Here is a 22,324-nt window from a genome sequence, read left to right as displayed (position 1 = left end):
GGAGCGTGCGACGAGCCGTGTCGAAACCACCTCACACCAACGGCTTCCGCATCAGCACGCGTGGGAATCCGTTCAGTACCGACGTCGTGTCGGCGGCCTTGGTGAAGCCCGCCTTCTCGAACAATCCGCGGGTGCCGACGTACGCCATGGTGAGATCGACCTTCTCGCCGTGATTGTCGACGGGATACCCCTCGATGGCCGGCGCCCCGTTCGACCTCGCGAACTCGACCGCGCCGTCGAGGAGCACATGCGAGATCCCCTGCTTGCGGTGTCCGGGTCGGACCCGGATGCACCAGACCGACCACACCGGGAGATCGTCGACGTGCGGGATCTTGCGATTGGTCGCGAAGGTCGTGTCCGCGCGTGGTGACACGGCCGCCCAGCCGACCACGTCCTCGCCGTCCTCCGTGGACTCGTAGGCCAGGACACCGAGCGGGATCCCGCTGTCGCACAAATCCTTGACGTACTCGCCGCGCTGTTCGCGGACCAGTGCCTGGTTCTGCTTGCTCGGGATGCGGTAGCTGAGGCACCAGCACACATTGGAGGTCGGCTTCTTGGGGCCGAGGATCGTCGCCATGTCGGCGAAGTTCGTCGCGGGCCGGACCTCGATCGTCATGCGTCCCAGCATCACAACCGGCGTGGACGTGGCGCAAGGGCCAGGTCCTGTCCGCGATCAGCGTTGGATGCGGGGGGCCGACCGGTAGACCGTGCGGAACCAGATGGTGGTCAGGATGTCGATGGCGGTGTCGTCGTCGGGGATCGACCCGACCACCCCGCCGCGGACGGCGAGCCAGGACCAGCAGGAGGACTCGAGCGTGTTCACCAACGCCGACGCGAGCGGTTCGAGTGGAAGACCGACGTCGTATCCGGCGCGTTCCGCACTGTGTAGCCCCGCCAACACCTGTTTGATCCCCGACGCCCGGTTGGCGTGCCAGCGATCCCGGAACTCGTCGTCGAGCATGGACATCTGGAACAGGCCGATGATCTCGGGCAGGTACTTCTTGTAGGTCGTCCAGTAGGCGGTGACCGCGGCGCGCACACCGGCTTCGGGATCGCTGTGGCGAGTTGCAAGGGAGCCCTCGACCACCTCGTCGCTGAACTGATCCAGCAGCGCTTCGAGGAGCTGATCCTTGTTGTCGTAGTAGTTGTAGAACGAGCCGGTGGAGCGTCCCGCGGCCTCCGCGATGTCGGAGATCTTGGTGTTCAGGTAGCCCTTGTCGGCGAAGCAACGACGCGCCGCGTCGAGAAACGCGGCTTCGGTCTGACGTCCCTTGTTCGTCGGCGGCACCCGAGCACTCCTTTCGGGGACTGATCGATATATCGAACCACGCATTCAGATTGGTCGGAGAAGGTCCGAACGACTGATGTGGTCCTTGTCATATTCTGAACCTGAATCTAGCATCAGAAAAGTTCTACGGGAACCACCGGTGTTCCCGCCGGACCGATCGCGCCTGCTCGTCCTCTCCCGAACACTCACACAGGAGTCAGCCAGTGGAATCGTTCATCCAGCACCGGAAAGGTCGCACGCCGCGACAGGTCCACCGTGACGTCGAGGACCTCAAGGACGATGAGCTCGGACGGTACGAGTTCACCGGTCGCACGGCGCACCTCTACCGGCGCAACGACCCGACCCAGTTCCGCGCGGTCGGTACCCACACCGGCGTCGACCGCTTCGTCACCGAGCTCACCCCGACCGATCAGATCGACCCCTCGGGTGAGCCGCTGCTGATGTTCTACAACGACGACTGCCGCATCTCGCTGAGTCGCCGAGGAGAGGCCGCACCGTTCTGGTTCCGTCCGGTCGACGGCGACGAACTGATCTTCGTCCACGAGGGCAGCGGCTACTTCGAGACCGAGTTCGGCCGGTTGTCCTACCGCCCGGGCGACTACGTCTACATCCCCAAGGGATGCACGTATCGGCAGATCCCCGACGACCAGTCGCTGCTGCTGATCATCGAGGCGGTCGACGAGTACCGGGTTCCGGAGCCGGGCGTGCTCGGACGGTTCTTCCCGTTCGATTCGTCGCTGGTCGGTGTCCCGGAAGCCGAGGTCTTCGAGGGTGACGGACGCGAAGAGTACGAGGTCCGTTTCCGTCAGCGTGAGGGACAGACGACGCTGTTCTATCCCTTCCACCCGCTCGACGTCGAGGGCTGGCGCGGGGACCTGTTCCCGTTCACGTTCAACATCGAGGACTATGACGTCATCACCTCGGAGTCGGTGCACCTGCCGCCGACCGTGCACCTGTTCATGCAGGCCACCGGCGTGTACGTGATGAACTTCCTGCCGCGACCGGCCGAGGCCCGCAGGGGCGCCGAGCGCCTGCCCTGGTACCACCGCAACACCGACTTCGACGAGATCGCGTTCTTCCACGGCGGCAGCATGTTCGGGATCGGCATGCCTGCCGGCCTGATCTCCCATGCGCCGCAGGGCATTCACCACGGCATCCCGGAACGGGCCCGCGAACGGTCGCGCCGAAAGTTCGACGAGTTCGAGCGCGTCGAGTGGAAGGTCATCGCAATCGACACACGTCGTCGTCTCATCGCGACGCCGGTCATGACCGAGTCGGCGCAGGCCGAGGTCCAGGAAGGGGCACAGGTATGACGTCGGCGACCACGAATACGGCGAATACGTTGCCGCGCCACGAATACGAGCGCATTCCCTACCTCGTCGTCTTCGACGAAACCTCGGCCTACAAGGACACCTACGGTGGCGTCACCGAGAGCGTCGTCCTCGAGAGCTACCTCCTGAAGCCGGTCGGCGTGCCGTCGAAGAACGTCATCATCTTCATGCATCCGATCGGCGGCGGCGCCTACCTGCCGATGACGAATGCGCTGGCCCGCGCCGGCCATCACGTCATCTACTGCAACAGCCGGTATCGCGGCGTCGACAGTGCCCTGATCATGGAGAAGGTCGTCCAGGATCTCGGTGCCTGCGTGAAGGACGCCAAGGAACGACTCGGCTACGAGAAGGTGATCCTCGCCGGCTGGAGCGGTGGCGGCGCGCTGTCGCTGTACTACCAGCAGCAGGCGCAGCATGCGACGGTCACCGAGAGCCCGGCCGGCGAACCGCCGGACCTCACCCAGCTCGATCTCCCGGCCGCGGACGGCATGATGCTCCTCGCCGCCCACGTGTCGCGGCACGGGACGCTGACCGAGTGGATGGATCCGTCGATCCTCGACGAGAACGACCCGGAGAAGCGCGATCCCGAGCTCGATCTCTACAACCCGGCCAACCCGAACCAGCCGCCGTACACCGCGGAGTTCCTGGAGCGGTACCGCGCCGCGCAGATCGATCGCAACCGTCGGATCACCGCGTGGGTCAAGGAACAGCTCGCCGACCTCCGCGGCCGCGACGAGCCGCTGATGGAGCGTGGGTTCATCGTCCACGGCACCATGGCCGACCCTCGATGGCTCGACCTTTCCGTTGACCCGAGCGACCGCAAACTCGGCTGTTACCTGGGCGATCCGCGCATCGTCAACATGGGGCCCGTCGGTCTCGCGCGCTTCACGACGCTGCGAAGCTGGTTGTCGCAGTGGAGTTACGACGACGCCCACGGCGACGGTCCCCGTTGCGCCGCCGACCTCGAGGTCCCGACCCTCGTCATCGGCAACTCCGCCGACAACGCGTGCACCCCCAGCCACACCCACCGCCTGTTCGACGCCGTCGGCCACCCGGACAAGACGCTCCACACGATCACCGGTGCGACGCACTACTATTCGGGCCGCGAGCAGATACCGCACCTCAAAGAGGCGGTCGGGATCATCACCGGCTGGCTGGGTGAGCGGGGTTGGGCGAACTGATCTCCGGGCTCTGAGAACCGCCCCTGAAATGCGCCCCTGAGAACCGCCCCTGGGATGCGCCCTCTGTAGCGAGGCCGGCGACATAGTGTCATCGGGTCGGTTGTGGAGGGTTGATCTCAGGGGCGGTTTTCAGTCGCGTTATCCACAGCTCGACGACGCCGCGCTCTGTCGGGTCCCCGACACTCGACACTGGGTCGATGGACTACGACCAGCTCATCGAGCGCTTCGGGGGTGTGGTGTCGACCCGCCAGCTGCTGGAATCCGGAGAGACCACGCCGGATATTAGGACGCGCCGTCGAATCCGGTGCGATCCACCGTATTCGGCACGGATGGTTCCGGGTTCCCGACGCCGACCCTGAGATCGTCGCGGCGGTTGCCGACCACGCCGTCGTCTCGTGCGCGAGCGCCCTTCGACGACACGGGTTGTGGATTCCCGACCATCCCGTCGAGTCCCATGCGCGCGTGACGCGGTACGAACGTCGTCGGTCACCCGACCGTTGCCGACGCCACGGTAGACCGACTCCCGCCCCGGCAGCCGTCGACGATGTCGCGACTGCCCTGCAGTACGCCGCACGGTGCTTCGATGAGGAGGGCTTCGTCATCCTGTGCGACGCCGCACTTCATCACGGCAAGTTGAGCATCGACGACCTCCGAGCCGATTTCCGACTCGCCCCGCTCTCGATCAGGAACGCGATCGAGAAGTGCAACCGGCTCGCAGCGTCGGGAACCGAGACGGCGGCACGTCTGAGGCTGAAGAGTGCCGGATTACGCGTCGAGGTGCAGCATCACGTACCCGGCGTCGGTTGGATTGACCTGCTCGTCGGGGATCGACTCGCGATCGAACTCGACAGCCGGGCCCACCACACCGCGGAGGAGGATTATGAACGCGACCGGGTCCGGTCCCGCAAACTCATCCCGCTGGGCTACCTACCGATGCGACTCACCTACGCGCAGGTGTTCGGCCACTGGGAGACCACCTACGCCGACATCGCCGCCGCGGTCCGAAAGGGCTACCACCGCAATCGGGCGGCGTCCGGAAACCGGCCCTGAAATCCGACCCCGAAAACCGCCCCTGATTTCCGCCCTCCACAGCCTGCCCGACGACACTATGTCGCCGGCGCAGCCACAGAGGGCGCTTCCCAGGGGCGCTTTTCAGCGCCAGGGCAGCACAGGACAACGCGGGGCAGCGGGCAGCAGCCCGCACCGACTCAGCCGAGCAGCTTCTTCTGCACCTTGCCCATGGCGTTGCGGGGGAGTGAGTCGACGAACCGGATCTCGCGGGGGCGTTTGTGGTTCGACAGCTCGCCGGCGACGAATTCGATGAGCTCGGTGTCGGCGACCTCGTCGGCCACCACGTAGGCGACGATCCGCTGGCCGAGGTAGTCGTCGGGGACGCCGATCACGGCGGCCTCCCGGACGGCCGGGTGCGCGAGGAGCACGGTCTCGATTTCGCCCGCCCCGATCCGGAAGCCGCCGGATCTGATGAGGTCGGTGGACCGGCGTCCGACGATGCGATGCATGCCGTCCGGGTCGATGACGGCGACGTCGCCGGTGGCGAAGAAGCCGTCGTCGAGCCAGGATTCGGCGGTCGCGTCGGGGCGGTTGAGGTAGTGCGACGCCATCATCGGTCCGCGGACGTGGAGGTCGCCGACGGATTCGCCGTCGTGGGGCACGTCGGCGTCGCCCTCGCGAAGCCGGGTCTCGACCCCGACGAGTGGGAGTCCGACCCAGCCAGGGCGACGCTCACCGTCGACCCGGGTGCTGACGGTGATGAGGGTTTCGGTCATTCCGTAGCGTTCGACGATCTCGTGACCGGTGAGTTCACGGACGCGGTCGAAGACGGGAACCGGGAGGGGAGCACTACCGGACACGAGAATGCGTGCGCTGGACAGTGTTCGGGCTGCTTCGGGCTCGGCGCCGACGCGGCTCCATACGGTCGGGACGCCGAAGAACATCGACGCACCGGCTTCGGCCGCGGCGGCGTAACCTGCCGCGGTCGGCTTCTCGGTGTGGATCAACCGGCCGCCTCGTCGGAGCGGCCCGAGGACGCCGAGGATGAGCCCGTGGACGTGGAAGAGCGGAAGGCCGTGGGCGAGTGTGTCATCGGCGGTCCACAGCCAGGCGTCGGCGAGTGCGTCGAGCCCCTCGGCGATGGCCTGACGGGTGATCGGCACGCCTTTCGGGAGACCGGTGGTGCCGGAGGTGTAGAGGATCATCGCCGTCGAATCGGCGTGGGGTTCGGGGTGCCGATGCCATGACTTCGCGTAGCGACGAACCGGGACCACCGGCAGCGTGGTGTCGGCGGGTCCGTGTCCCAGCCAGGCCTGTGCGCCGGAATCGGCCAGGATGTGGGCGAATTCGCGCGGGCCGGAGTCGGGCGGCACGGGGACCACCGGCACGCCGGCGATCAGGCCGCCGACCACCGCGAGAACGGTCTCGACCGTCGGCTGCGCCAGGACCGCGACGCTGCGCGCCCCGGCGATCCGTTCTGCCACAGCGGTGGCGGCACCGACCAGGTCTTCCCGCGACAGACGATCCTCACCTATCCGGATGACTTCGGGATCGTCCGGGGCAGTGGGGGTCAACGTCGGCAGGAGCACTCTCTCACTGTGCCACGATCGCCGGGTTGTGCCGTGGACCCGACGTGACCTGCGTCGTGTCACCGGGCGTATGCGAGAGCCTCGGCCCGTTCCTTGATCCCGTGGAGCATCTTGCGTTCCATGATCAGCGACCCGGGTTCCATCGGGATCATCGCCAGTTTCTTGCCCAGCCCGGTCAGCCGGAATCGGTTGCGGCTGATCAGCCGTGTCGAGTCGCCGTCGGGGACCAGCGTGAACGACCACACCCAATCACCGTCGGCGGTCCGGGTGACGAAAGCGCGGTCGGGGTCGGCGATCTCGATGCGGGAGGCCTCGGGACCGACGCCGATGGTCTCGCCGACGGTCGGATGCTGGAACTCCTCGAGCACCCGGTCTGTGCTGTGCATGTCGATTCCGAGCAGGTTCTCGATCCAGTCGTAGGTGTAGGCGCCACCCCGCGGGAACGGACCCATCTGGGCCAGCCACGGATAGATCGCCTCGGGCGGTGCGTCGATCGTGATCGCCCGCGTGGCCACCCCGTCGGCGTCGGGCAGCAACTCGTCGCCGGGGAGTGTTGCGGCGACCTCCTCGTCCGTCGCTCCCCAGGTCATCACCCACGGCCGAACCCAGGCGTAGTACGCGGCGGAGGACGCGACGGCGGCCAACAGGCCGGCGATGATCGGGCCGCTCCTCATTTCCGATCCCGGTTCGACGCGGCGGACAGCGGGCGAGTCGGAAATGGGTCGTCGGGGGGAGGTGCCGGATGACGCGCCAGCGCGCGCCGCCAGAGAACAGCCAGGCAGATCTCGACGATTCCGAGAACGACGATGACCGGTTGCAGGAAGAAGAAGATCTGGAGCAGCGCGATCTGGATGCCGATCCAGGCCACCAACGACGTGCCGGCCAGCAGACCGCCGAGGATGCCGATCCGGGCGTCGACGGGCAGGAGGACGACGGCCAGTGCGGCGAGCGCATGTGGCACGCCGATCGCCGCGATGAGGACGAGGCCGGGGCCGGTCCAGGTGTCGAACGGCGTGTTGTGCAGCCACTCCCGGGGCATCTGCCACTGGTCGTCGGCGAGCGCCAGACCACCGTTGATCGCCTGGTAGGCGACGAGCATCTCGACGACAGTCAGCACTGCTGCGGCCCAAGTACGTCGGTATCGGGCAGCCAGGTTGAGCGGGCGGCGGAGGACCGGTGTCGACCTCATACGTCGAGTCTGCGCGCCCGACGACGCGGCGTCGTGAGTACTAGGTCCCCGACCAGGACGTTTCAAGGGCGAACCCAGCCGTCGGCCATGAACTCGAGGAGGAGCTGGGCCTTGTTGCCGATGGGCCGCCCGGCTTCCTCATAGCGACGCACGACACGACGGTAGTGCTCGCGGACGGTGCTCTCCGCGATCTGATGCGCCTGCGATGTCTCGCGCAGGGTCGCGCCGAGGGTGTAGGTCTGCAGGATCTCGCGTTCGCGTTCGGTCACCCGCACGCGGTTGGCGGGCGCGGGCGGGGCCGGTTGCTGATCGGGCGGGCCGATGATCGCGGCGAGGGCTTGGCGCAGTGCGGATTCGGCGACGGGCGAGCGGGGGGAGATGCGGATGTGGTCGCGAGAGGCGATCCCGTCGCCGAGGACGACGACGCGCACACCGCGCAGCATCGGTGCCCGTCGCACCAGCGCGAGCGAGCCCGGCGACCGAACAAGGAGGACGGCGGGGTTGCGCAGGTAGGGGAGCTGCGTGGGCCCGACAAGCGTGGCCCCGTAACCGGCCCCCTCGATGAGGGCCACCAGGGCGGCGTCGAACAGATCCCCTTCGGCGACCACGGCGGCGAGGCGTTTGAGATGCGAGTGCGGGCCGGCGGGTTGCGGTGCCGCCCGGCCGACCGAATTGAAACGGGACACATTGGGCTGAGGCGTTGTTTCGTGCGGGCGGTGCAGCTCGTCCAGAGGGGCTGACATCGGTACCGTCCTCCTGTCGGCAGAATCCTGCTTGCGGTCCCGAATGCCGCCGATTCTCTCGATCCGGCGGCATGATGGAGCCGTGATCGACCTTGCTCGCGATCGGTTGTCAGGCGGAGAGATGAACTGCTCTCAACGTCTACTTGTCTAGAGTTACGAACATTTGTCGATAAGTCATGGTCTTTACGGCCTGATTAATGAGTATTCGAGCGATAATTAGCCCGAATGACTCCAATCAATGCGTGATCACGCACGAATGATCAATATCAGGCAAAATCATGCACGTGCCGAACCGTCTGCGAGTGCTGGTTGCCTCCCCGCTCGGTCACGTCGTGGCAGGCCCCCTCCAGGGCGCACTCGAGCACGCCGTCGTCACGGTGGCGACGAGCGACGACGAGTTCACCCGCTCGGTTGCCGGCCACGTCCGGTTCGACGTTGTCATAGCGGACCTCATCTGGAACCGGCCCGACCTGGAATGGCGCTTCGACGGACTCGACGCCATCGACGCCCTGAACAAACACGACCGCCAGGCGCCGGTCATCCTCGCTACCCAGGGGCACGGACTCGAACACGACCATCTCGACGAGGCCCGGTTGCGGGACGAGGTCGCGGGCGTGATCGCGAAGTCCGACGGCTTCGCGGTCCTGATGAGCGCCGTGCGTGCGGTGGCGTTGGGTCAGGGGGTGGCCGAGAAGCCGGGACCGCCGCGCCGGAAGCCGCTCTACGAACTGTTCACCGGCCGGCGCGGTCACACCGCGGGGCGGCTGGCGGGGGCGATCGCCTCGGGCAACGCGTCCGACGGCGCGAGCCTGGCGCTGGCGGCGAAGGTCTCACCCAACACGGCGAACAAGGTGACCAGTCACTACCTCGGCCCGATCATCGAGGAACGCGGCGAGCAGCCGCTGTCGTCTCCGATGACGCAGGCCGCCGTCTACCGCTGGTGTGGTCTGCACGCGCGCTACCTGATCAGCTGGTGCCGACGGCACGGACATCCGGACGTCCTGGGTCCGATGCCGTCCTGACCGAACAGCGGTCGTGGAACCACTCGAGGATCTCCACACCCGCGAGAGCTCCGGTCTCGGCGGTGACGGACAGTCCGGGCGTCGACCAGCCGAGCAGGTCCAGTTCACCGTGCCGGGGTCGGATCGCGTGGTCGGCCGCCTCGAGGAGATCGGTGTCGAGCCAGCCGTCGCCGGCCGCGCACAGCTCCGCGTCCGCTGAAATCGTCCCATCGTCGACGAGCCGTCGACGCACCTCGGCGATCGCCGCCGACTTGGTGACCGACCGGGGCGTCGCATAGATCTTGCGGCCCTGCTGCGACGCCGTCCAGCCCCGCGCCGCGCACCAGTCCTGCCACGCGGGGAGGAAGTCGTCCGGCTGCGAGATCGGTTCGACGACGAGGTAACAGAACAGGTCGTCGGCGACGCGCAGCGACTGCACCCACGAATCATCGAGGCGGGTGCGCAGTTCGGCGAGCACCTCGTCGAGGTCGGAGCCGGATTCGGACACCGAACGTTCGACGTGGCGGCGCCAGCCCGGGTCGTCGGCCCCGTCGACGAGGATGCGTCCGCCGTTGCTCGCCACGGCGTACCGGAAGGGGCTGCCGGGCAGCGCGATCCGTTCGTACTGGGCCGGCGTCCGGGTGGTCGTCGGAATCACCGGCACCTCGTCGGCGAGACGCGCGAGGAGTTCGACGGCAGTGGTCGTCATGTACGACAGCGGGGCGTCACGGTAGATCTCGACGCATACGGTGTCGAGCGCTGCGAACTGCGCCTCGCCCATGGCGGCCTGCGAGTAGATCATCGTCCGGTCGAGGTCGGTGGCGACGAGCACGCTCACGCGTCCTCCTTGATCAACCCGACGCACGAGTAGGCGAGATCGGATGAGACCTCCACCGGCACTCCGCGTTCGGCGGCGAGCAGCCGGATGTGGCGGTGCTCGGGCAGGTCGTCGGCGCGGACCAGGACGCGCCACGGGACCCGACGCAACAGCACGCGGGTCGTCTCGCCGACGCCGGGTTTGACCAGGTTGATCGATGACAGGCCGTAGTCGAGCTGGATCTGTTCGACCGACCGCCAGCCCGACCAGGTCGTTGTCCGCTGCTCCGTCGTCATCGCGGCCAGGATGGCGCCGACCCGGTCGGCGACCGCCGGGAACTCGGCGCTGACCGCGTCGAGCATCTGTCCGGAGACGTCGAACTCGGCCAGGTGCCGATAGAACTTGGCGCCGTGGAACTCTCCCGGGCCGATGTGGTCGGCGTTGAGGACCGTGCGCGACACCAGGCCCGACACGGTGGAGTTCAGGCATGCCGAGGCGATGAGGAAATCGTCGCGGGTGCCGTAGAGAGTGGTACAGGAGCCGGGATCGGCGAGTACGGCCAGTTCGTCGTGCAACCGGGGGCGACCGGGGAGCCGAGCGTAATCGGTCAGGGCCGCGGTGAGTTCGCGCTGGATCGCGCCCTTGCCGGTCCAGCCGTCGACGAAGACGACCGACTCCGCGGGATGCTGTTGCACGATGTGATCCAGTGCGACCGTGTCGATCCCGCGATCGCGCACGATGGAGATGGTGTAGTGCTGGGGTTCGATCCCGTGGATCGTCTGCATCCACCGGCGGATCAGGATGCCGACCGGCGTGCCGGCGCGGGCGAGCGACACCAGCGTCGGCGCCGAATGGCGTTCGGCGAGAATGAGTTCGGAGACCACGCCGACGGCCTCGGCGAGTCGTTGCGCCGACGACCGTAGGGTCGCGTGGAAAAGGTCCTGGTACTCGCGACCGGGCTGGTACTCGATCGGCAGGGACTCGGCGTAGTGCGCTTTCCCCGATTGGATTCGACGCTCCCGCTCGTGCAGGTCACCTTCGAGCGCGATGTCGGAGAGGTCCTTGAGCAGCCACGTCACCTCCTCCGGTGCGTAGGAACCGAAGTCGGGACCGCGGAGCGGGGGAGTGGTCGTGACGGTCATCGGCGCGCCGCCTCCCGGGATTCGCGCAGCCGCGCCTGGTCCGTCGCCGGGAGGATCGCCAGCGTCACGGGATGCCCGGCCGCGGTGAGAACGTCCAGGAGGCCGCCGCCTTCGCGCAGTTCGGGGGTGTCGGCCGGGGTGTCCACCACGACCACGGCCTGGGGATCCGGCAGGGCCTCCGACGACACGTTGTAGATGTAGCGCGGCGTCTCCGGATCGGTCTCGGGTGCGACGAAACGGAATCCGCGACGCAGCGGGTAACCGGGAACGTCGTGGACCTGGGCAGGTGACCGGGTCGTCGTCTGATAGCCGGTCACGAAACCACGCTGCTCGAGGCTCTCCGCGATGCACAGCGGTGCGTACATCAGCTCCTCATGGCCGATCACGACGACGGGGCGTCGTGGGTCGAGTCGATCGGCGATCGCCGCGGCGGCGGTCTCGGTCGCGTCGTGGAAGGGCCCCGCATCGGATCGTTCGAATCCGTGGCGGCCGCCGTCCGGTGTTCCCTCCGGCCAGTCGAGGGTGATCGTGGTGACGTCGGCGCGTTCCGGTGCAATGGGATTCAACGCGTCCGAGTTCAGCTGCCACACGTCGTCGAGCAGAGTGGGCGGTAGCCTGACCGAGCCATGCGCCAGCGCGACGTACGAGATCTCCACGCCGAGGTCGGCGGCGGCCTTGGCGCACTCGGCTCGCTGGCCTGCGCTGCGCATGTCGACGAGCGAAGCGACGACGAACCGCGTGCGCGGCCGTGTCACGACGATCGTCTCGATCGCACCCAGTGCCGTCGTGCCGGTGGAGATCTCGTCATCGACGAGGATCAGTGTCTCTCCCGGGGTTGTGGCGTCGAGGAACGCCGGATCGCTGGGTTGCAGCAGGTGGGTCGTGGCGTGTGAGTGCCCTTCTTCGAAGGTTCCCGACACGACCGTGCCGGGCAGCTGTCGCCGCGTCGAGTGCAGATAGCGGGACGCGGAGATCCGCTGGGCGACACAATGTCCGAGCCCGGTCGCGGTTTCGGCGAAACCGAAGACGATGGCGTTCCGGGCGGCATCGGCACCGATCTGCTCGATGACGGCCGCGCCGAGATCGTCGGCGGCACCGCGCACCACGTGCGGGGGAGTGGGGATGTGTTTGCCGAGCACGGTCGAGACCAGGAGATGGGCGCGGCGTTTGTTGTGACGCAGGCCGAGTACGACCAGATCGCGTAGCGAGTGTCCGGCGTATCCGGTGTCGTCGGACGCCACGGTGACGCCGAATCGGGTGGTGACCCAATCCGGCTGACGGTCGATCTCGTTGGAGCTCACTGCGTTCCCGTTCACTGCGTCCCCGACCACGGCATGCTTGTTCACCGGGCGGCCGATCCCGGGGTGGCGAGGGCGGTCAGGAGATCGACGAAACCGACGCCCTGGCGGGTCACGCCGAAGGCCGCCGCCCGGTCCATCACCCGTAGCGCCCAATTCCGGTGCGGTTTCAGCTCGTTCATTTTGTTTCGATACGACGACGCCCGCACACCACCGGCTTCCCCGGTGAGGATGTCGAGCGCGTCGTGGTACTCCTCATGCGTCACCGCGGACAGCGCGTGCACTGCCGCGACGTGGGCGGGATGGATCACCGTCTTGCCGTGCAGCCCGTTGGCGCGGTCGAGTGTGATCTCACGCAACAGGCCGTCCATGTCCCGGCTGACCAGCTGCTGCCGGAAGTACACCGCGTCACTCTCCCGAAAAGGTGTGTGGCGCAACGTCGGCTGGAACATGCGCTCATGGTCGGCGAAGTACTCCCACACCGGTCCGGTCACGATGAAACCGGACTCGTCGCTGCGTCCGAGGTGGTTGACTATGCCCGCGATCACGTCGGCGGCAACCCGGACGTCGTAGATGGTGAGGTCGCGGTCGCGTCGGATCCCGAAGTAGCCGCAGATGTCGGTGGCACCGATCCGGACGGCGAGGACGTTGGCGCGGTGTGCACTCAGGAGTGCGGCCAAGGAGGTCAGTTCCTCGTCTCGTGTCTCGCGATGCACCACCGCCGCGGATTCCAGGACGGGCATCATCCACAGGTGCTGACCGAGCAGCTCACTCGCTTGGGTGACCGCCTGCAAAGCCTCTTCGGCGTTGGCGCAGTTGAACTTCGGGATCACGAAACCGGTCAGCGCGGATGGCGCGCCGGCGTCGAGGGCGGTGGCGATGCGCATGATGCGGTCGGCCGAACGCGGGCGGACGAACAAGAGCATCGGATCGCCGGGCTTGTCCGCGATGTCGCGGAGTGCCGCGACCGCGTGATCGATGGCGTCCGCCTCCTCATGGTCGGCGATCGCGTCCTCGAGATCGATGACCATCGAGATCACGCCCTCGGCACGCCGCTTACGAATGACGTCGGCGAGATCGGGGCGGGTGGCGGGTACGTAGAGCGTGGCGCCCAGAGCGATCGCCAGCCTCTGTGCGGGCCAGGTGCGATCGATCGGCTCCGGATGCCGAAAGAACAGCTGTTCGCGCGACCCGAGTCCCAAATGGTCAAAATGCCGGATTGTTCCGGGTTCGAGCCCGGCCTCGTCGTGGCGTGCCGTGGTGGTCATCTGGCGGCCACCTGTCCTCTCATCCGGGAAACGATCTCGCTGATCCGTTCGTCCACGGCCCGTAACTGGGTCAGATATCCCCAGTAGTCGGGGTGGACGCGATCGAGGTCCCCCATTGCACGCTCGATCCGGTCGGCCTGAGCATCGAGTACCGAGCCCCATTCGTCAACCAGGGAATGGTTCACCGCGAAGAGCTGGGCGTCGCGGAGGCGGAATCGCACACGCTGCTCGGCACCCTGCGGATCGGCGCGCACCTCGCGCAGCACACGTAGCCGATCCAGGACGGCGTCCACGGCGGCCTCGGCGACAGACAGGTCGTCCCGCGCGGCGTCGGCCTGACCGATCGCCTGGTCGGGGGCATCGCCGAGCATCCTGCGCGCCGCCGAGATCGCCGTATCCGCATGGGCCAGGCGCTCGTCGACGACGGTCTCGGTGCGCTGCAGGTCCGTTGAACAGTCCGCGCTGAACTCACGACGCAACTGAGAAAGGGTGTCGGGAACGTGGGCACTGCGGGTGGCGATGGCGCTGCGTCGGGTTTCCACCGACCGGATGACCTGACTGGCACGGTCGGCGTAGGCGGGCGCCTCACCGAGGATGTTCTCGAGTCGCTGTGCCGACGTGATGACCGTCGCAGCGGCCGACTGCCGGTCTCGGAGGCCCGAACTCCGCTCGAAAACACTCAAGGCACGGTCGAGTTCGTCGGTGGCCCTGGTGACCGACTGCAACCGTCCGATCGTGGGACCGGCGTTCTCCAGGGCTGTCATCGCCCGATGCGACGCGACGCGCGCCTCGTGGTCCTGGGCGTTCGCGGCCTGCATGGTGTTGCGGGCCCGCTGCAGGGCGCCCGCGTTCGCCTCCGCGAAGCCGCGCATCGACGCCGTGACCCCACGAAGCGCCTCGGTGGCGCGTTCGAAGTCCTGCTTGCGTACGCGTGTGCTCTCGGGCGGGGACAGAAGCTGGAGGTAGTCGGCGGTCACCTGGGCGTGTTGTTCGCGGATCGCCGACCAGGTTCCGCGTAGCTGCGACCGCGGGTCGGTGGCGGCCACCACACCGACCGCGGGATCGATCTCGGCGAGGACGGATTCGGACTCCAGGAAGGCCGCTGTCATTTGTTCCGATGATGCAGGCGAGGCGGAATTCGTGCGTGAATCGTTGCCGAACCAACGACGTACGAAGTTTCCGGGCACGACTCGATGCTATCGGCTAATTTCAACTCCGTATGAGGCCGGACCGACCGACTCAGGGCTGAGCGGATCAGCCGCCTCGACGGCGGGGTGGGTGCCGAGCGTCAGCGCTGCCGGGATGCGGGGATGGCGTCGGGGAAACGTGAGGGTGGCCGAGCGGCGGCCTCCCGGCGGCGCGAGAGAGGCACGTCGAATGCAGTTGGTACAACGCTCCAAACGCGTGGTCGAGGCCAGGCTGAACAACACCGCGGTCCGCGCGATCAGCGGGTCGATGGTGGCCTACGAGGGTCAGATCGCGTTCAAGTCGGCCGGCTTCGGCGGCGGCGACGGCGTGCTCGCGGGTCTCAAGCAACGGGCAACAGGTGAGGCGCTGTCACTCATGGAGGCCTCGGGCAACGGCATCGTCTACTTCGCCCACAACGCGGCCGAGACGACGATCATCGAACTCAACAACGAGACGCTGCAGGTCGAGTCCCAGCAGCTCATGGTGCTCAACGGCAATCTGCAGACCAACGTGGCGTTCTCGGGTCTGCGCGGCGCGTCGTCGGGCCAGGGCCTGTTCACGACGACGGTCAGCGGTTACGGCCAGATCGCGTTGCTGTCCAACGGCGGCCCCCTGATCCACCTGGAGGTGTCGCCGCAGTATCCGCTGGTCGTCGACCCGGATGCATTCGTCTGCGCCCGTGGGCAATTGAACCAGTCCTTCGTCACCGACGTCTCCTGGCGTTCGGTCATGGGACAGGGCAGCGGCGAGGCGTTCTCACTGAGGTGGGACGGAACCGGCGTCGTGTCGATCCAACCGGCCGAGCGGTGAGGGTGAGGTAGCGAATGTTCACCAAGGTCAACAGCAAGGTCGTGTCCGTCGACATCGGTCGCAGCGGGCCGATCGTCGCCCGCAAGGGTGCGATGCTTTTCTACAAGGGCAACGTCTTCTTCCAGCCGCATCAGATCGCCGGCGCCGGAATGGGCGGCGGCGTGCCGGGATTGGGTGCGATGGGCGGCATGGCCGGTCGCATGCTCGCCGGCGAGCACGAGTCGACGATGATCGCGCAGGGACAGGGCGAGGTGCATTATGGGTTCCTCGGGATCGAGGTCCACGTCGTCGATCTGGGCGCGGTCGGCGGGACCATCCGCGTCGAGGCCTCCCGCCTGCTCGCGTACGGCGCCAACCTCCAGGCATCGGTGGTCTCAGTGGCCTCCCAGGGCGGCGGTGGCGGGGGAGGCGGAGGCGGGGGCCTCTTCGGTGCCTTGCGGTCGGCGGCGGCCGGCGCCGTCACCGGTCAGGGCATGTTCACGACGCAGCTCTCCGGTCCGGGATCTGCCGTGGTCCTCGGCCACGGAGGCGTTTTCGAACTCGAGGTGTCGCCGAACAAGCCGCCTGTCACCGTCGACCCGCAGGCCTTCGTCGGCTCCGCGGGACAGGTCAACACCAACCTGCGGTCGACGGTCAGCTGGCGCAACGTCGGCCGGACCGGTGGCGAGGCAATGCAATTGGAGTGCACCGGCCAGGGCATCGTGTACGTGCAGGCATCGGAGGAGAAGCTGTGAGCCAACTCAACACCGTGTGGAGTCCGATGAATCTGCCGTCGGACGACAACGTTCCGGACAACAACTACTCGTTCTGCATCGACCTGACCCAGCCCTGGTTCATGTCCAAGGGCGCGATGATCGCCTACTACGGTCAGATGCAGTTCACCTCGCTCCAGCAGGGTCTGCAGGGCCAACTGCTGCAGATGGTGGCGCAACAGTTCTCGGCGCCGTTGTACCTCGGTGACTACGTGGTGGCCGAGGGGCAGGGCAAGCTGATCATCGGTGACCGCGGATACGACATCAACGCCTACGACCTCGAGGACGGCAACCTCACCATCCGCGCCTCGAATCTGCTTGCTTTCCAGCCGAATCTGTCGCTGAACCAGTCGATCGTGCCGGGTTTCCTCACGCTGATCGGCACGGGCAAGTTCCTGGCGTCGTCGAACGGGCCGGTGATGTTCGTCGAGCCGCCCGTCCGTGTCGACCCCGAAGCGCTTGTCGGATGGTCCGATTGCCCGTCCCCGAGCCATCACTACGACCAGGCGTGGGTCAACAGCTTCATCGCCGCCGCCGGCCAGCGGTTCGGGGTGAGCTCAGGTGAGGAGCGGCAGTTCGACTTCACCGGCGCCGGAACGGTTCTGGTGCAGTCCAGCGAGAAGGTGCGCGACGACTCCTCGGTCCTGCGCACCATCCAGGGCCAGCTCCCGGGCCTCTCCGTGCCCGGCCTGCAACAGATCAACCAGCAGATCAGTCAGCAGCTCACGCAGCACCAGGGCTGAGACAGCCGCTGCGACAACTGCGCCGCAGATCCGAATGGATCTGCGGCGCAGTTGTTTGTGTGCCTCCGCTCCCGTGCGAGGGTGAGGTGCCTGCCTCCGCTCCCTGAGGTGCGAGGAGCGGCGGCCCACCTCTGCTCCCTGAGGTGCGAGGAGCGTAGCGACGAGCCTCGAAGGGCTACACCTCGACCTTCTCCTCCTCGCCCTTCGCGGCGAGGCGGTTTCGGCGAACGATGCTGGAGATCAACGCGGCGATGATCAGCGCCACACCGATCAGACCGGTGATGATCTCCGGCACGTGGGTGCCGATCGAGTACAGCAGGATGAACGCCAGCGCACCGATGGCCCAGTGCGCGCCGTGCTCGAGGTACACGTACTCCGAGAGCGTGCCCTTGCGGACGAGGTACACGGTGAGCGAACGGACGAACATCGCGCCGATGAGGCCGAGGCCGAGGGCGATGATGATCGGGTCGGCGGTGATGGCGAACGCGCCGATGACGCCGTCGAACGAGAACGAGGCGTCGAGCACCTCGAGGTAGAGGAACAGGAAGAATCCTGCCTTACCGGTGGCCTTCGCCAGGTTCGACGGGCCCTTTCGGCCGTTCTCCTCGACTGCTGCGTTCTCGGCCGTGTCGGTACCCGGCTCTGCTGCCTCGTCGTGTTCTTCGGTCTCGACGTTGAAGTACTCGCCGAGGCCGTTGACCAGGATGTAGGTGATCATGCCGAGTGCGCCGGCGATCATGACCGTCGACCGCTCGTCGGCCGGTGCGATGTACGTCGCGGTGAGCACGAGGAGAGTGATCGCGATGACGACCTCGAGCATCTCCAGCTTGCCGATCTTCTCCAGCGGCCGCTCGATCCACGACAGCCAGGTGATCTCCTTCTGTTCGAAGACGAAGCCCAGGAACAGCATCAGCAGGAACATGCCACCGAAGGCAGCGATCTGCGGGTGGGCGTCGGTGATGATCGTCTCGTAGCTGGGATCACCGTTGGCGAAGTATGCGGCGTCGTTCGGCGGCGGGTTGAGTGCCAGGTCGAGAGCTTCGACCGGGTTCAGGCCCGATGCGAGCCACACGATGACCAGCGGGAACACCAGACGCATGCCGAAGACGGCGATCAGGATGCCGATCGTGAGGAAGATCTTCTGCCAGAACTCGCTCATCCGGCGGAGGATCGTGGCGTTGATGACCGCGTTGTCGAAGGAGAGTGAGATCTCGAAGACACCCAGGATGGCCGTCAGGATCAGCGCTTCGACGCCGCCATAGAGGAATGCGATGATCAGCGACACGATCGTCACGACGACCGAGAGGCCGAATATTCGTACTACCACTGGATGGTGGCCTTTCTGAGGTGTTCAGGGGACCGCTGCCGACGGCGACGTCGGAGGGTGAAGACACGAGGATGCCGCACCCACTCTAGGAGAGGTGCGGCATCCACGGGAATCTGCTGCGGGACAGCCGGCGAAAACCGGGGTCAGACGTTCACGCCGAAGTCGCGGGCGATACCCGCGAGCCCCGATGCGTAGCCCTGGCCGACGGCGCGGAACTTCCACTCCGCACCGTTGCGGTACAGCTCGCCGAAGACCATCGCGGTCTCGGTGGAGGCGTCCTCGCTGAGATCGTAGCGGGCGATCTCGGAGCCGCCGGCCTGGTTGACGACGCGGATGAATGCGTTGCGGACCTGTCCGAACGACTGCGAGCGCGCATCGGCGTCGTAGATCGACACGGGGAAGACGATGGAATCGACCTCCGGCGGCACGGCGGCGAGGTCGACCTTGATGACCTCGTCGTCGCCTTCGCCCTCACCGGTCAGGTTGTCACCGGTGTGCTCGATCGAGCCGTCGGGGGAGCGCAGGTTGTTGAAGAAGACGAAGTGCTGATCGGAGAGCACCTTCTTGTTGGCGCCGAGTGCGATCGCGCTGGCGTCCAGGTCGAAGTCGGCGCCGGTGGTGGTGCGGATGTCCCAGCCGAGGCCGACGGACACCGCGGTCAGTCCCGGGGCCTCCTTGGTCAGCGAGACATTTCCGCCCTTGCTCAGGCTCACGCCCATGAGATTGTGCCTTTCTGTTGGTACGTGGTCTGTTGATGTCCGGTACACCCGTTGTTCGGCCGTACGGAGCAACGTCAACACTCTATGCGAAGGGTGTGTCGTGGTCATTGAGTCGGATGGATGACCTGCGGGTTCCCGGTTTCCGGACCCACCCGAGGAGTCGTTCGGCGCACGCACGTCGACGCGACCCTGGCGTCCGCCGACCATCGCTGAGACCATGGGGATCAGTCCGAGCGAGAGCGCCTGGCGCGTCACCGCGTCGACGACGCGGACAGGTTCTGACTCCGGTTCAGCCACGAGCCATGCATGGCTCGGGCGTGAGCCGATCAGGAGTGTGCGATGCCCGCCCAGAACGTTGCCCGCAAGCTCATCGAAGCCCATCTGGAAGCCGGGGAGATGACCCCCGGCGAAGAGATCGCGATCCGCATCGATCAGACCCTCACCCAGGACGCCACCGGCACGCTGGTGATGCAGGAACTGGAATCGCTGGGTCTCGACCGCGCTCGCACCGAGGTGAGCGTCCAGTACGTCGACCACAACCTGCTGCAGACCGACGAGAAGAACGCCGAGGATCACGAGTACCTGCGCACCGCGTGCGAACGCTTCGGCCTCTGGTTCTCCAAGCCCGGCAATGGCGTCTCCCATCCCACTCACATGCAGCGGTTCGGCGCCCCCGGCAAGACGATGGTCGGTTCCGACTCCCACACGCCTGCCGCCGGTTCACTCGGGATGCTCGCGATCGGGGTCGGCGGACTCGAAGTGGCACTGGCCATCACGGGTCGCCCGCTGAACATCCGTATGCCCGAGATCTGGGGCGTCCGGCTGGAAGGCGAACTGCCGCCGTGGTGTTCGGCCAAGGACGTGATCCTCGAGATGCTCCGGCGCCACGACGTGAAGGGTGCGGTGAACCGCATCATCGAGTACCACGGTCCCGGCTTGGCGAGTCTGACGGCGATGGATCGCCACGTGATCGCGAACATGGGTGCCGAACTCGGGGCCACGACGACGGTGTTCCCCAGCGACGACGCGGTGCGCGAGTTCCTGCGCGCAGAGGGTCGCGAAGACGACTGGACCGAGCTGGTCGCCGACGACGGCGCGAGCTATGACGCCGAGGAGACCATCGACCTCTCCGAGATCGTCCCGTTGATCGCGAAGCCGTCCTCGCCGGGCGACGTCGTGCCGGTCAGCGAGGTCGCCGGCGAGGAGATCTCACAGGTGGTCATCGGGTCGAGCGCCAACCCCGGTCTCCGCGACTTCGCGATCGCCGCAGCGATGGTGGCGGGGAGGCAGACGTCGTCGAGTGTCAGCTTCGACATCAACCCGACCTCGCGCGAGATCCTCACCGACCTCACCAAGATGGGCGCCACGACCAACCTGGTCATCAGCGGTGCACGCATCCACCAGGCCGGTTGTATGGGTTGCATCGGCATGGGACAGGCACCCGCGACCGGTCAGAACTCCTTGCGAACCATGCCGCGTAACTTCCCCGGGCGGTCGGGCACCAAGGACGACAAGGTGTGGTTGTGCTCGCCGGAGACCGCGGCAGCATCGGCGCTGACCGGCGTGATCACCGATCCCCGCGAGTGGGCTGCCGACAACGATGTCTCCTACCCGGAACTCGGCCTGCCCGAGGAGCACTCGATCAACACCGCGATGTTGGTCCCGCCGCTACCGCCGGAGGAGGCGACGAAGGTCGAACCGGTGAAGGGGCCCAACATCTCCGACCTGCCGGATCTCGACGCCCTGCCCGACGTCGTCGAGGCGCCGGTGCTGTTGAAGGTCGGCGACAACATCTCCACCGACGACATCTCGCCGGCAGGTGCGAAAGCGTTGCCGTACCGGTCGAACATCCCCAAGCTCGCCGAGTTCTGCTTCACGCGGATCGACGACACCTACACCGAGAGAGCACGATCCGCCGACACCGGGCACATCATCATCGGCGGTGACAACTACGGGCAGGGCTCGTCACGCGAGCATGCGGCGATCGCGCCGCGCCACCTCGGCCTGCGGGTGGTGATCGCCAAGTCGTTCGCACGCATCCACTGGCAGAATCTCGCGAACTTCGGTGTGCTGGCAGTCGAATTCACCGATCCCGCCGACTACGACGCCGTCGACCAGGACGACACCCTGCGGCTGGAGAACCTGCGCGACGCGCTCGGCGCCGACGACGTGCTCACCGTCCGCAACGTCACCAAGGACCGCAAAATCGAGGTCCGGCATCGACTCTCGAAGCGTCAGGTCTCGGATGTCCTGGCCGGGGGCCTCATCCCGCGGCTCGCCGCCGAGGAGCATCCGGACGAACATCGTGCCGAGGAGACGGTGCTGCAGGACAGCGGTGAGATCAGCTGACGGGGGTGCGATCAGCGCACGGAGCCGGTGAGCTGATAGGTCTCCGGCGGACCGGTGATCGAGGAGTACAGCGAGACCTGGGTGAACGCGCCCTTCTTCGGTGCGAAGAGCCAGATCCCGACGGGGTACTTCGCGACCTTCCCGGCCGCGCAGCTCGGCTCGCACAGCTTGCGGTTCTCGGTACCGAAGCCGACGGCGAACGCGTCGGTCCACGCCAGCCAGGTCACGTCCGTGACGATCACGCCGGCATCGGCGCAGAAGATCGACGAGAGGGTGCGTGGTTGAACCAGTTTCGCGCCGTCGCAACCGCCCACCACGGTCGCGGCCGGCGTCGGTGACGGTGCGGCGGCCGCGGTTCCACCCCCGGACAGACCGAGCATCACCACGACACCCGAGACAGCCACTGCGACACAAGCCCTGATCAGTTTCGAAGCCATCCCGGTCGTCTCCTCGTCGCTCGTCCGGCAACTGGTGGTTCGAGGAATCATTCTCGGGCACCGACGACCAGGTCACGGGCGGATTCACGAACTTGTCGCCGGAAACGACGACGTCCCCGCCGGATCGTGAGGATGTACCTC

General features: G+C 66.8%; 23 protein-coding genes. 9 read left to right on the top strand and 14 right to left on the bottom strand.

Features of this window, described 5'->3' with window-relative positions; genetic code table 11:
- Positions 1 to 31: 31 nt before the first annotated feature.
- Together M1L58_RS15480 and M1L58_RS15475 are read right to left on the bottom strand one after the other, a co-directional pair.
- Positions 32 to 616: a GNAT family N-acetyltransferase gene (locus M1L58_RS15480; RefSeq protein WP_248659552.1), complete on the bottom strand. Its 585-nt coding sequence runs from the start codon at positions 614 to 616 to the stop codon at positions 32 to 34.
- A 57-nt stretch (positions 617 to 673) separates the two neighbouring features.
- Complete coding sequence (locus M1L58_RS15475) at positions 674 to 1,288, bottom strand: TetR/AcrR family transcriptional regulator (RefSeq protein WP_006868558.1); 615 nt, start codon at positions 1,286 to 1,288, stop codon at positions 674 to 676.
- A gap of 203 nt (positions 1,289 to 1,491) precedes the next feature.
- On the opposite strand from M1L58_RS15475, the gene M1L58_RS15470 reads away from it, so the two are divergent.
- From M1L58_RS15470 to M1L58_RS15455, 4 genes are all read left to right on the top strand, one after another.
- Entirely contained in the window at positions 1,492 to 2,601 is a 1,110-nt protein-coding gene (locus M1L58_RS15470) for a homogentisate 1,2-dioxygenase (RefSeq protein ID WP_248659551.1), read from the top strand.
- Positions 2,598 to 3,800 carry an alpha/beta fold hydrolase gene (locus M1L58_RS15465; RefSeq protein WP_248659550.1) on the top strand — a complete coding sequence of 401 codons (1,203 nt, stop codon included), beginning with the start codon at positions 2,598 to 2,600 and terminating at the stop codon, positions 3,798 to 3,800. The genes M1L58_RS15470 and M1L58_RS15465 overlap by 4 nt, the downstream gene beginning before the upstream one ends.
- Before the next feature lie 197 nt (positions 3,801 to 3,997).
- On the top strand, positions 3,998 to 4,159 hold the full coding sequence (locus M1L58_RS15460; protein ID WP_248659549.1) for a hypothetical protein: 162 nt from the start codon (positions 3,998 to 4,000) through the stop codon (positions 4,157 to 4,159).
- A 103-nt stretch (positions 4,160 to 4,262) separates the two neighbouring features.
- Positions 4,263 to 4,850, top strand: a complete 588-nt coding sequence (locus M1L58_RS15455; RefSeq protein ID WP_248659548.1) for an endonuclease domain-containing protein — start codon at positions 4,263 to 4,265, stop codon at positions 4,848 to 4,850.
- Positions 4,851 to 5,008: 158 nt separating this feature from the next.
- On the opposite strand, the gene M1L58_RS15450 is transcribed toward M1L58_RS15455, so the two are convergent.
- The 4 genes from M1L58_RS15450 to M1L58_RS15435 all read right to left on the bottom strand — a co-directional run bounded on the left by M1L58_RS15450 (position 5,009) and on the right by M1L58_RS15435 (position 8,332).
- A complete protein-coding gene (locus tag M1L58_RS15450) occupies positions 5,009 to 6,400 on the bottom strand; it encodes an acyl-CoA synthetase (RefSeq protein ID WP_248659547.1) in 1,392 nt (463 codons plus the stop codon).
- Positions 6,401 to 6,459: 59 nt separating this feature from the next.
- The gene (locus M1L58_RS15445) at positions 6,460 to 7,074 is read right to left on the bottom strand and encodes an SRPBCC family protein (RefSeq protein WP_248659546.1); all 615 of its coding nucleotides are present in this window, start codon (positions 7,072 to 7,074) and stop codon (positions 6,460 to 6,462) included.
- A complete protein-coding gene (locus tag M1L58_RS15440; RefSeq protein WP_248659545.1) occupies positions 7,071 to 7,589 on the bottom strand; it encodes a hypothetical protein in 519 nt (172 codons plus the stop codon). The genes M1L58_RS15445 and M1L58_RS15440 overlap by 4 nt, the downstream gene beginning before the upstream one ends.
- Before the next feature lie 62 nt (positions 7,590 to 7,651).
- Complete coding sequence (locus tag M1L58_RS15435; RefSeq protein ID WP_248659544.1) at positions 7,652 to 8,332, bottom strand: helix-turn-helix transcriptional regulator; 681 nt, start codon at positions 8,330 to 8,332, stop codon at positions 7,652 to 7,654.
- Between the two features lie 278 nt (positions 8,333 to 8,610).
- Here M1L58_RS15435 and M1L58_RS15430 point away from each other — a divergent pair, with 278 nt between their 5' ends.
- On the top strand, positions 8,611 to 9,354 hold the full coding sequence (locus M1L58_RS15430; RefSeq protein WP_248659543.1) for a response regulator: 744 nt from the start codon (positions 8,611 to 8,613) through the stop codon (positions 9,352 to 9,354).
- Here the strand turns inward: M1L58_RS15430 and M1L58_RS15425 are convergent.
- Genes M1L58_RS15425 through M1L58_RS15405 form a run of 5 tightly spaced genes read right to left on the bottom strand, consistent with a single transcriptional unit; the run spans position 9,299 to position 14,967 of the window.
- Positions 9,299 to 10,171 (bottom strand): HAD family hydrolase, encoded by an 873-nt coding sequence (locus M1L58_RS15425; RefSeq protein ID WP_248659542.1) that lies wholly within the window; start codon positions 10,169 to 10,171, stop codon positions 9,299 to 9,301. The two genes, M1L58_RS15430 and M1L58_RS15425, sit on opposite strands and share 56 nt — an antisense overlap.
- On the bottom strand, positions 10,168 to 11,292 hold the full coding sequence (locus M1L58_RS15420) for a cysteine protease StiP family protein (protein ID WP_248659541.1): 1,125 nt from the start codon (positions 11,290 to 11,292) through the stop codon (positions 10,168 to 10,170). The genes M1L58_RS15425 and M1L58_RS15420 overlap by 4 nt, the downstream gene beginning before the upstream one ends.
- Positions 11,289 to 12,593 carry a phosphoribosyltransferase family protein gene (locus tag M1L58_RS15415; protein WP_248659540.1) on the bottom strand — a complete coding sequence of 435 codons (1,305 nt, stop codon included), beginning with the start codon at positions 12,591 to 12,593 and terminating at the stop codon, positions 11,289 to 11,291. Before M1L58_RS15415 ends, M1L58_RS15420 begins: the two co-directional genes overlap by 4 nt.
- 41 nt (positions 12,594 to 12,634) lie before the next feature.
- The gene (locus M1L58_RS15410) at positions 12,635 to 13,858 is read right to left on the bottom strand and encodes an HpcH/HpaI aldolase/citrate lyase family protein (RefSeq protein ID WP_248659539.1); all 1,224 of its coding nucleotides are present in this window, start codon (positions 13,856 to 13,858) and stop codon (positions 12,635 to 12,637) included.
- Positions 13,855 to 14,967, bottom strand: coding sequence for a hypothetical protein (locus M1L58_RS15405; RefSeq protein ID WP_248659538.1), 1,113 nt, complete (start codon positions 14,965 to 14,967; stop codon positions 13,855 to 13,857). Before M1L58_RS15405 ends, M1L58_RS15410 begins: the two co-directional genes overlap by 4 nt.
- A 268-nt stretch (positions 14,968 to 15,235) precedes the next feature.
- Here M1L58_RS15405 and M1L58_RS15400 point away from each other — a divergent pair, with 268 nt between their 5' ends.
- The 3 genes from M1L58_RS15400 to M1L58_RS15390 are packed head-to-tail and all read left to right on the top strand — an operon-like array spanning position 15,236 to position 17,351.
- Positions 15,236 to 15,856, top strand: a complete 621-nt coding sequence (locus tag M1L58_RS15400; RefSeq protein WP_248659537.1) for an AIM24 family protein — start codon at positions 15,236 to 15,238, stop codon at positions 15,854 to 15,856.
- 14 nt (positions 15,857 to 15,870) lie between these two features.
- Positions 15,871 to 16,590, top strand: coding sequence for an AIM24 family protein (locus tag M1L58_RS15395; RefSeq protein ID WP_248659536.1), 720 nt, complete (start codon positions 15,871 to 15,873; stop codon positions 16,588 to 16,590).
- Positions 16,587 to 17,351 carry an AIM24 family protein gene (locus M1L58_RS15390; protein ID WP_074852403.1) on the top strand — a complete coding sequence of 255 codons (765 nt, stop codon included), beginning with the start codon at positions 16,587 to 16,589 and terminating at the stop codon, positions 17,349 to 17,351. Before M1L58_RS15395 ends, M1L58_RS15390 begins: the two co-directional genes overlap by 4 nt.
- A 175-nt stretch (positions 17,352 to 17,526) precedes the next feature.
- On the opposite strand, the gene M1L58_RS15385 is transcribed toward M1L58_RS15390, so the two are convergent.
- Both M1L58_RS15385 and M1L58_RS15380 read right to left on the bottom strand, forming a co-directional pair.
- Positions 17,527 to 18,678, bottom strand: a complete 1,152-nt coding sequence (locus M1L58_RS15385; RefSeq protein ID WP_248659535.1) for a DUF475 domain-containing protein — start codon at positions 18,676 to 18,678, stop codon at positions 17,527 to 17,529.
- Between the two features lie 143 nt (positions 18,679 to 18,821).
- The gene (locus tag M1L58_RS15380) at positions 18,822 to 19,397 is read right to left on the bottom strand and encodes a TerD family protein (protein ID WP_248659534.1); all 576 of its coding nucleotides are present in this window, start codon (positions 19,395 to 19,397) and stop codon (positions 18,822 to 18,824) included.
- Between the two features lie 339 nt (positions 19,398 to 19,736).
- On the opposite strand from M1L58_RS15380, the gene M1L58_RS15375 reads away from it, so the two are divergent.
- Entirely contained in the window at positions 19,737 to 21,746 is a 2,010-nt protein-coding gene (locus M1L58_RS15375; RefSeq protein ID WP_248659533.1) for an aconitate hydratase, read from the top strand.
- Positions 21,747 to 21,757: 11 nt separating this feature from the next.
- On the opposite strand, the gene M1L58_RS15370 is transcribed toward M1L58_RS15375, so the two are convergent.
- On the bottom strand, positions 21,758 to 22,183 hold the full coding sequence (locus M1L58_RS15370) for a hypothetical protein (RefSeq protein ID WP_248659532.1): 426 nt from the start codon (positions 22,181 to 22,183) through the stop codon (positions 21,758 to 21,760).
- Positions 22,184 to 22,324 lie beyond the last annotated feature (141 nt).

Source organism: Gordonia sp. C13 (assembly GCF_023218005.1).
In the GTDB taxonomy this organism is placed as follows: domain Bacteria; phylum Actinomycetota; class Actinomycetes; order Mycobacteriales; family Mycobacteriaceae; genus Gordonia; species Gordonia namibiensis.
Note: the sequence above shows the minus strand (reverse complement) of the source record. Positions and strands in the feature narration are given on the sequence as shown.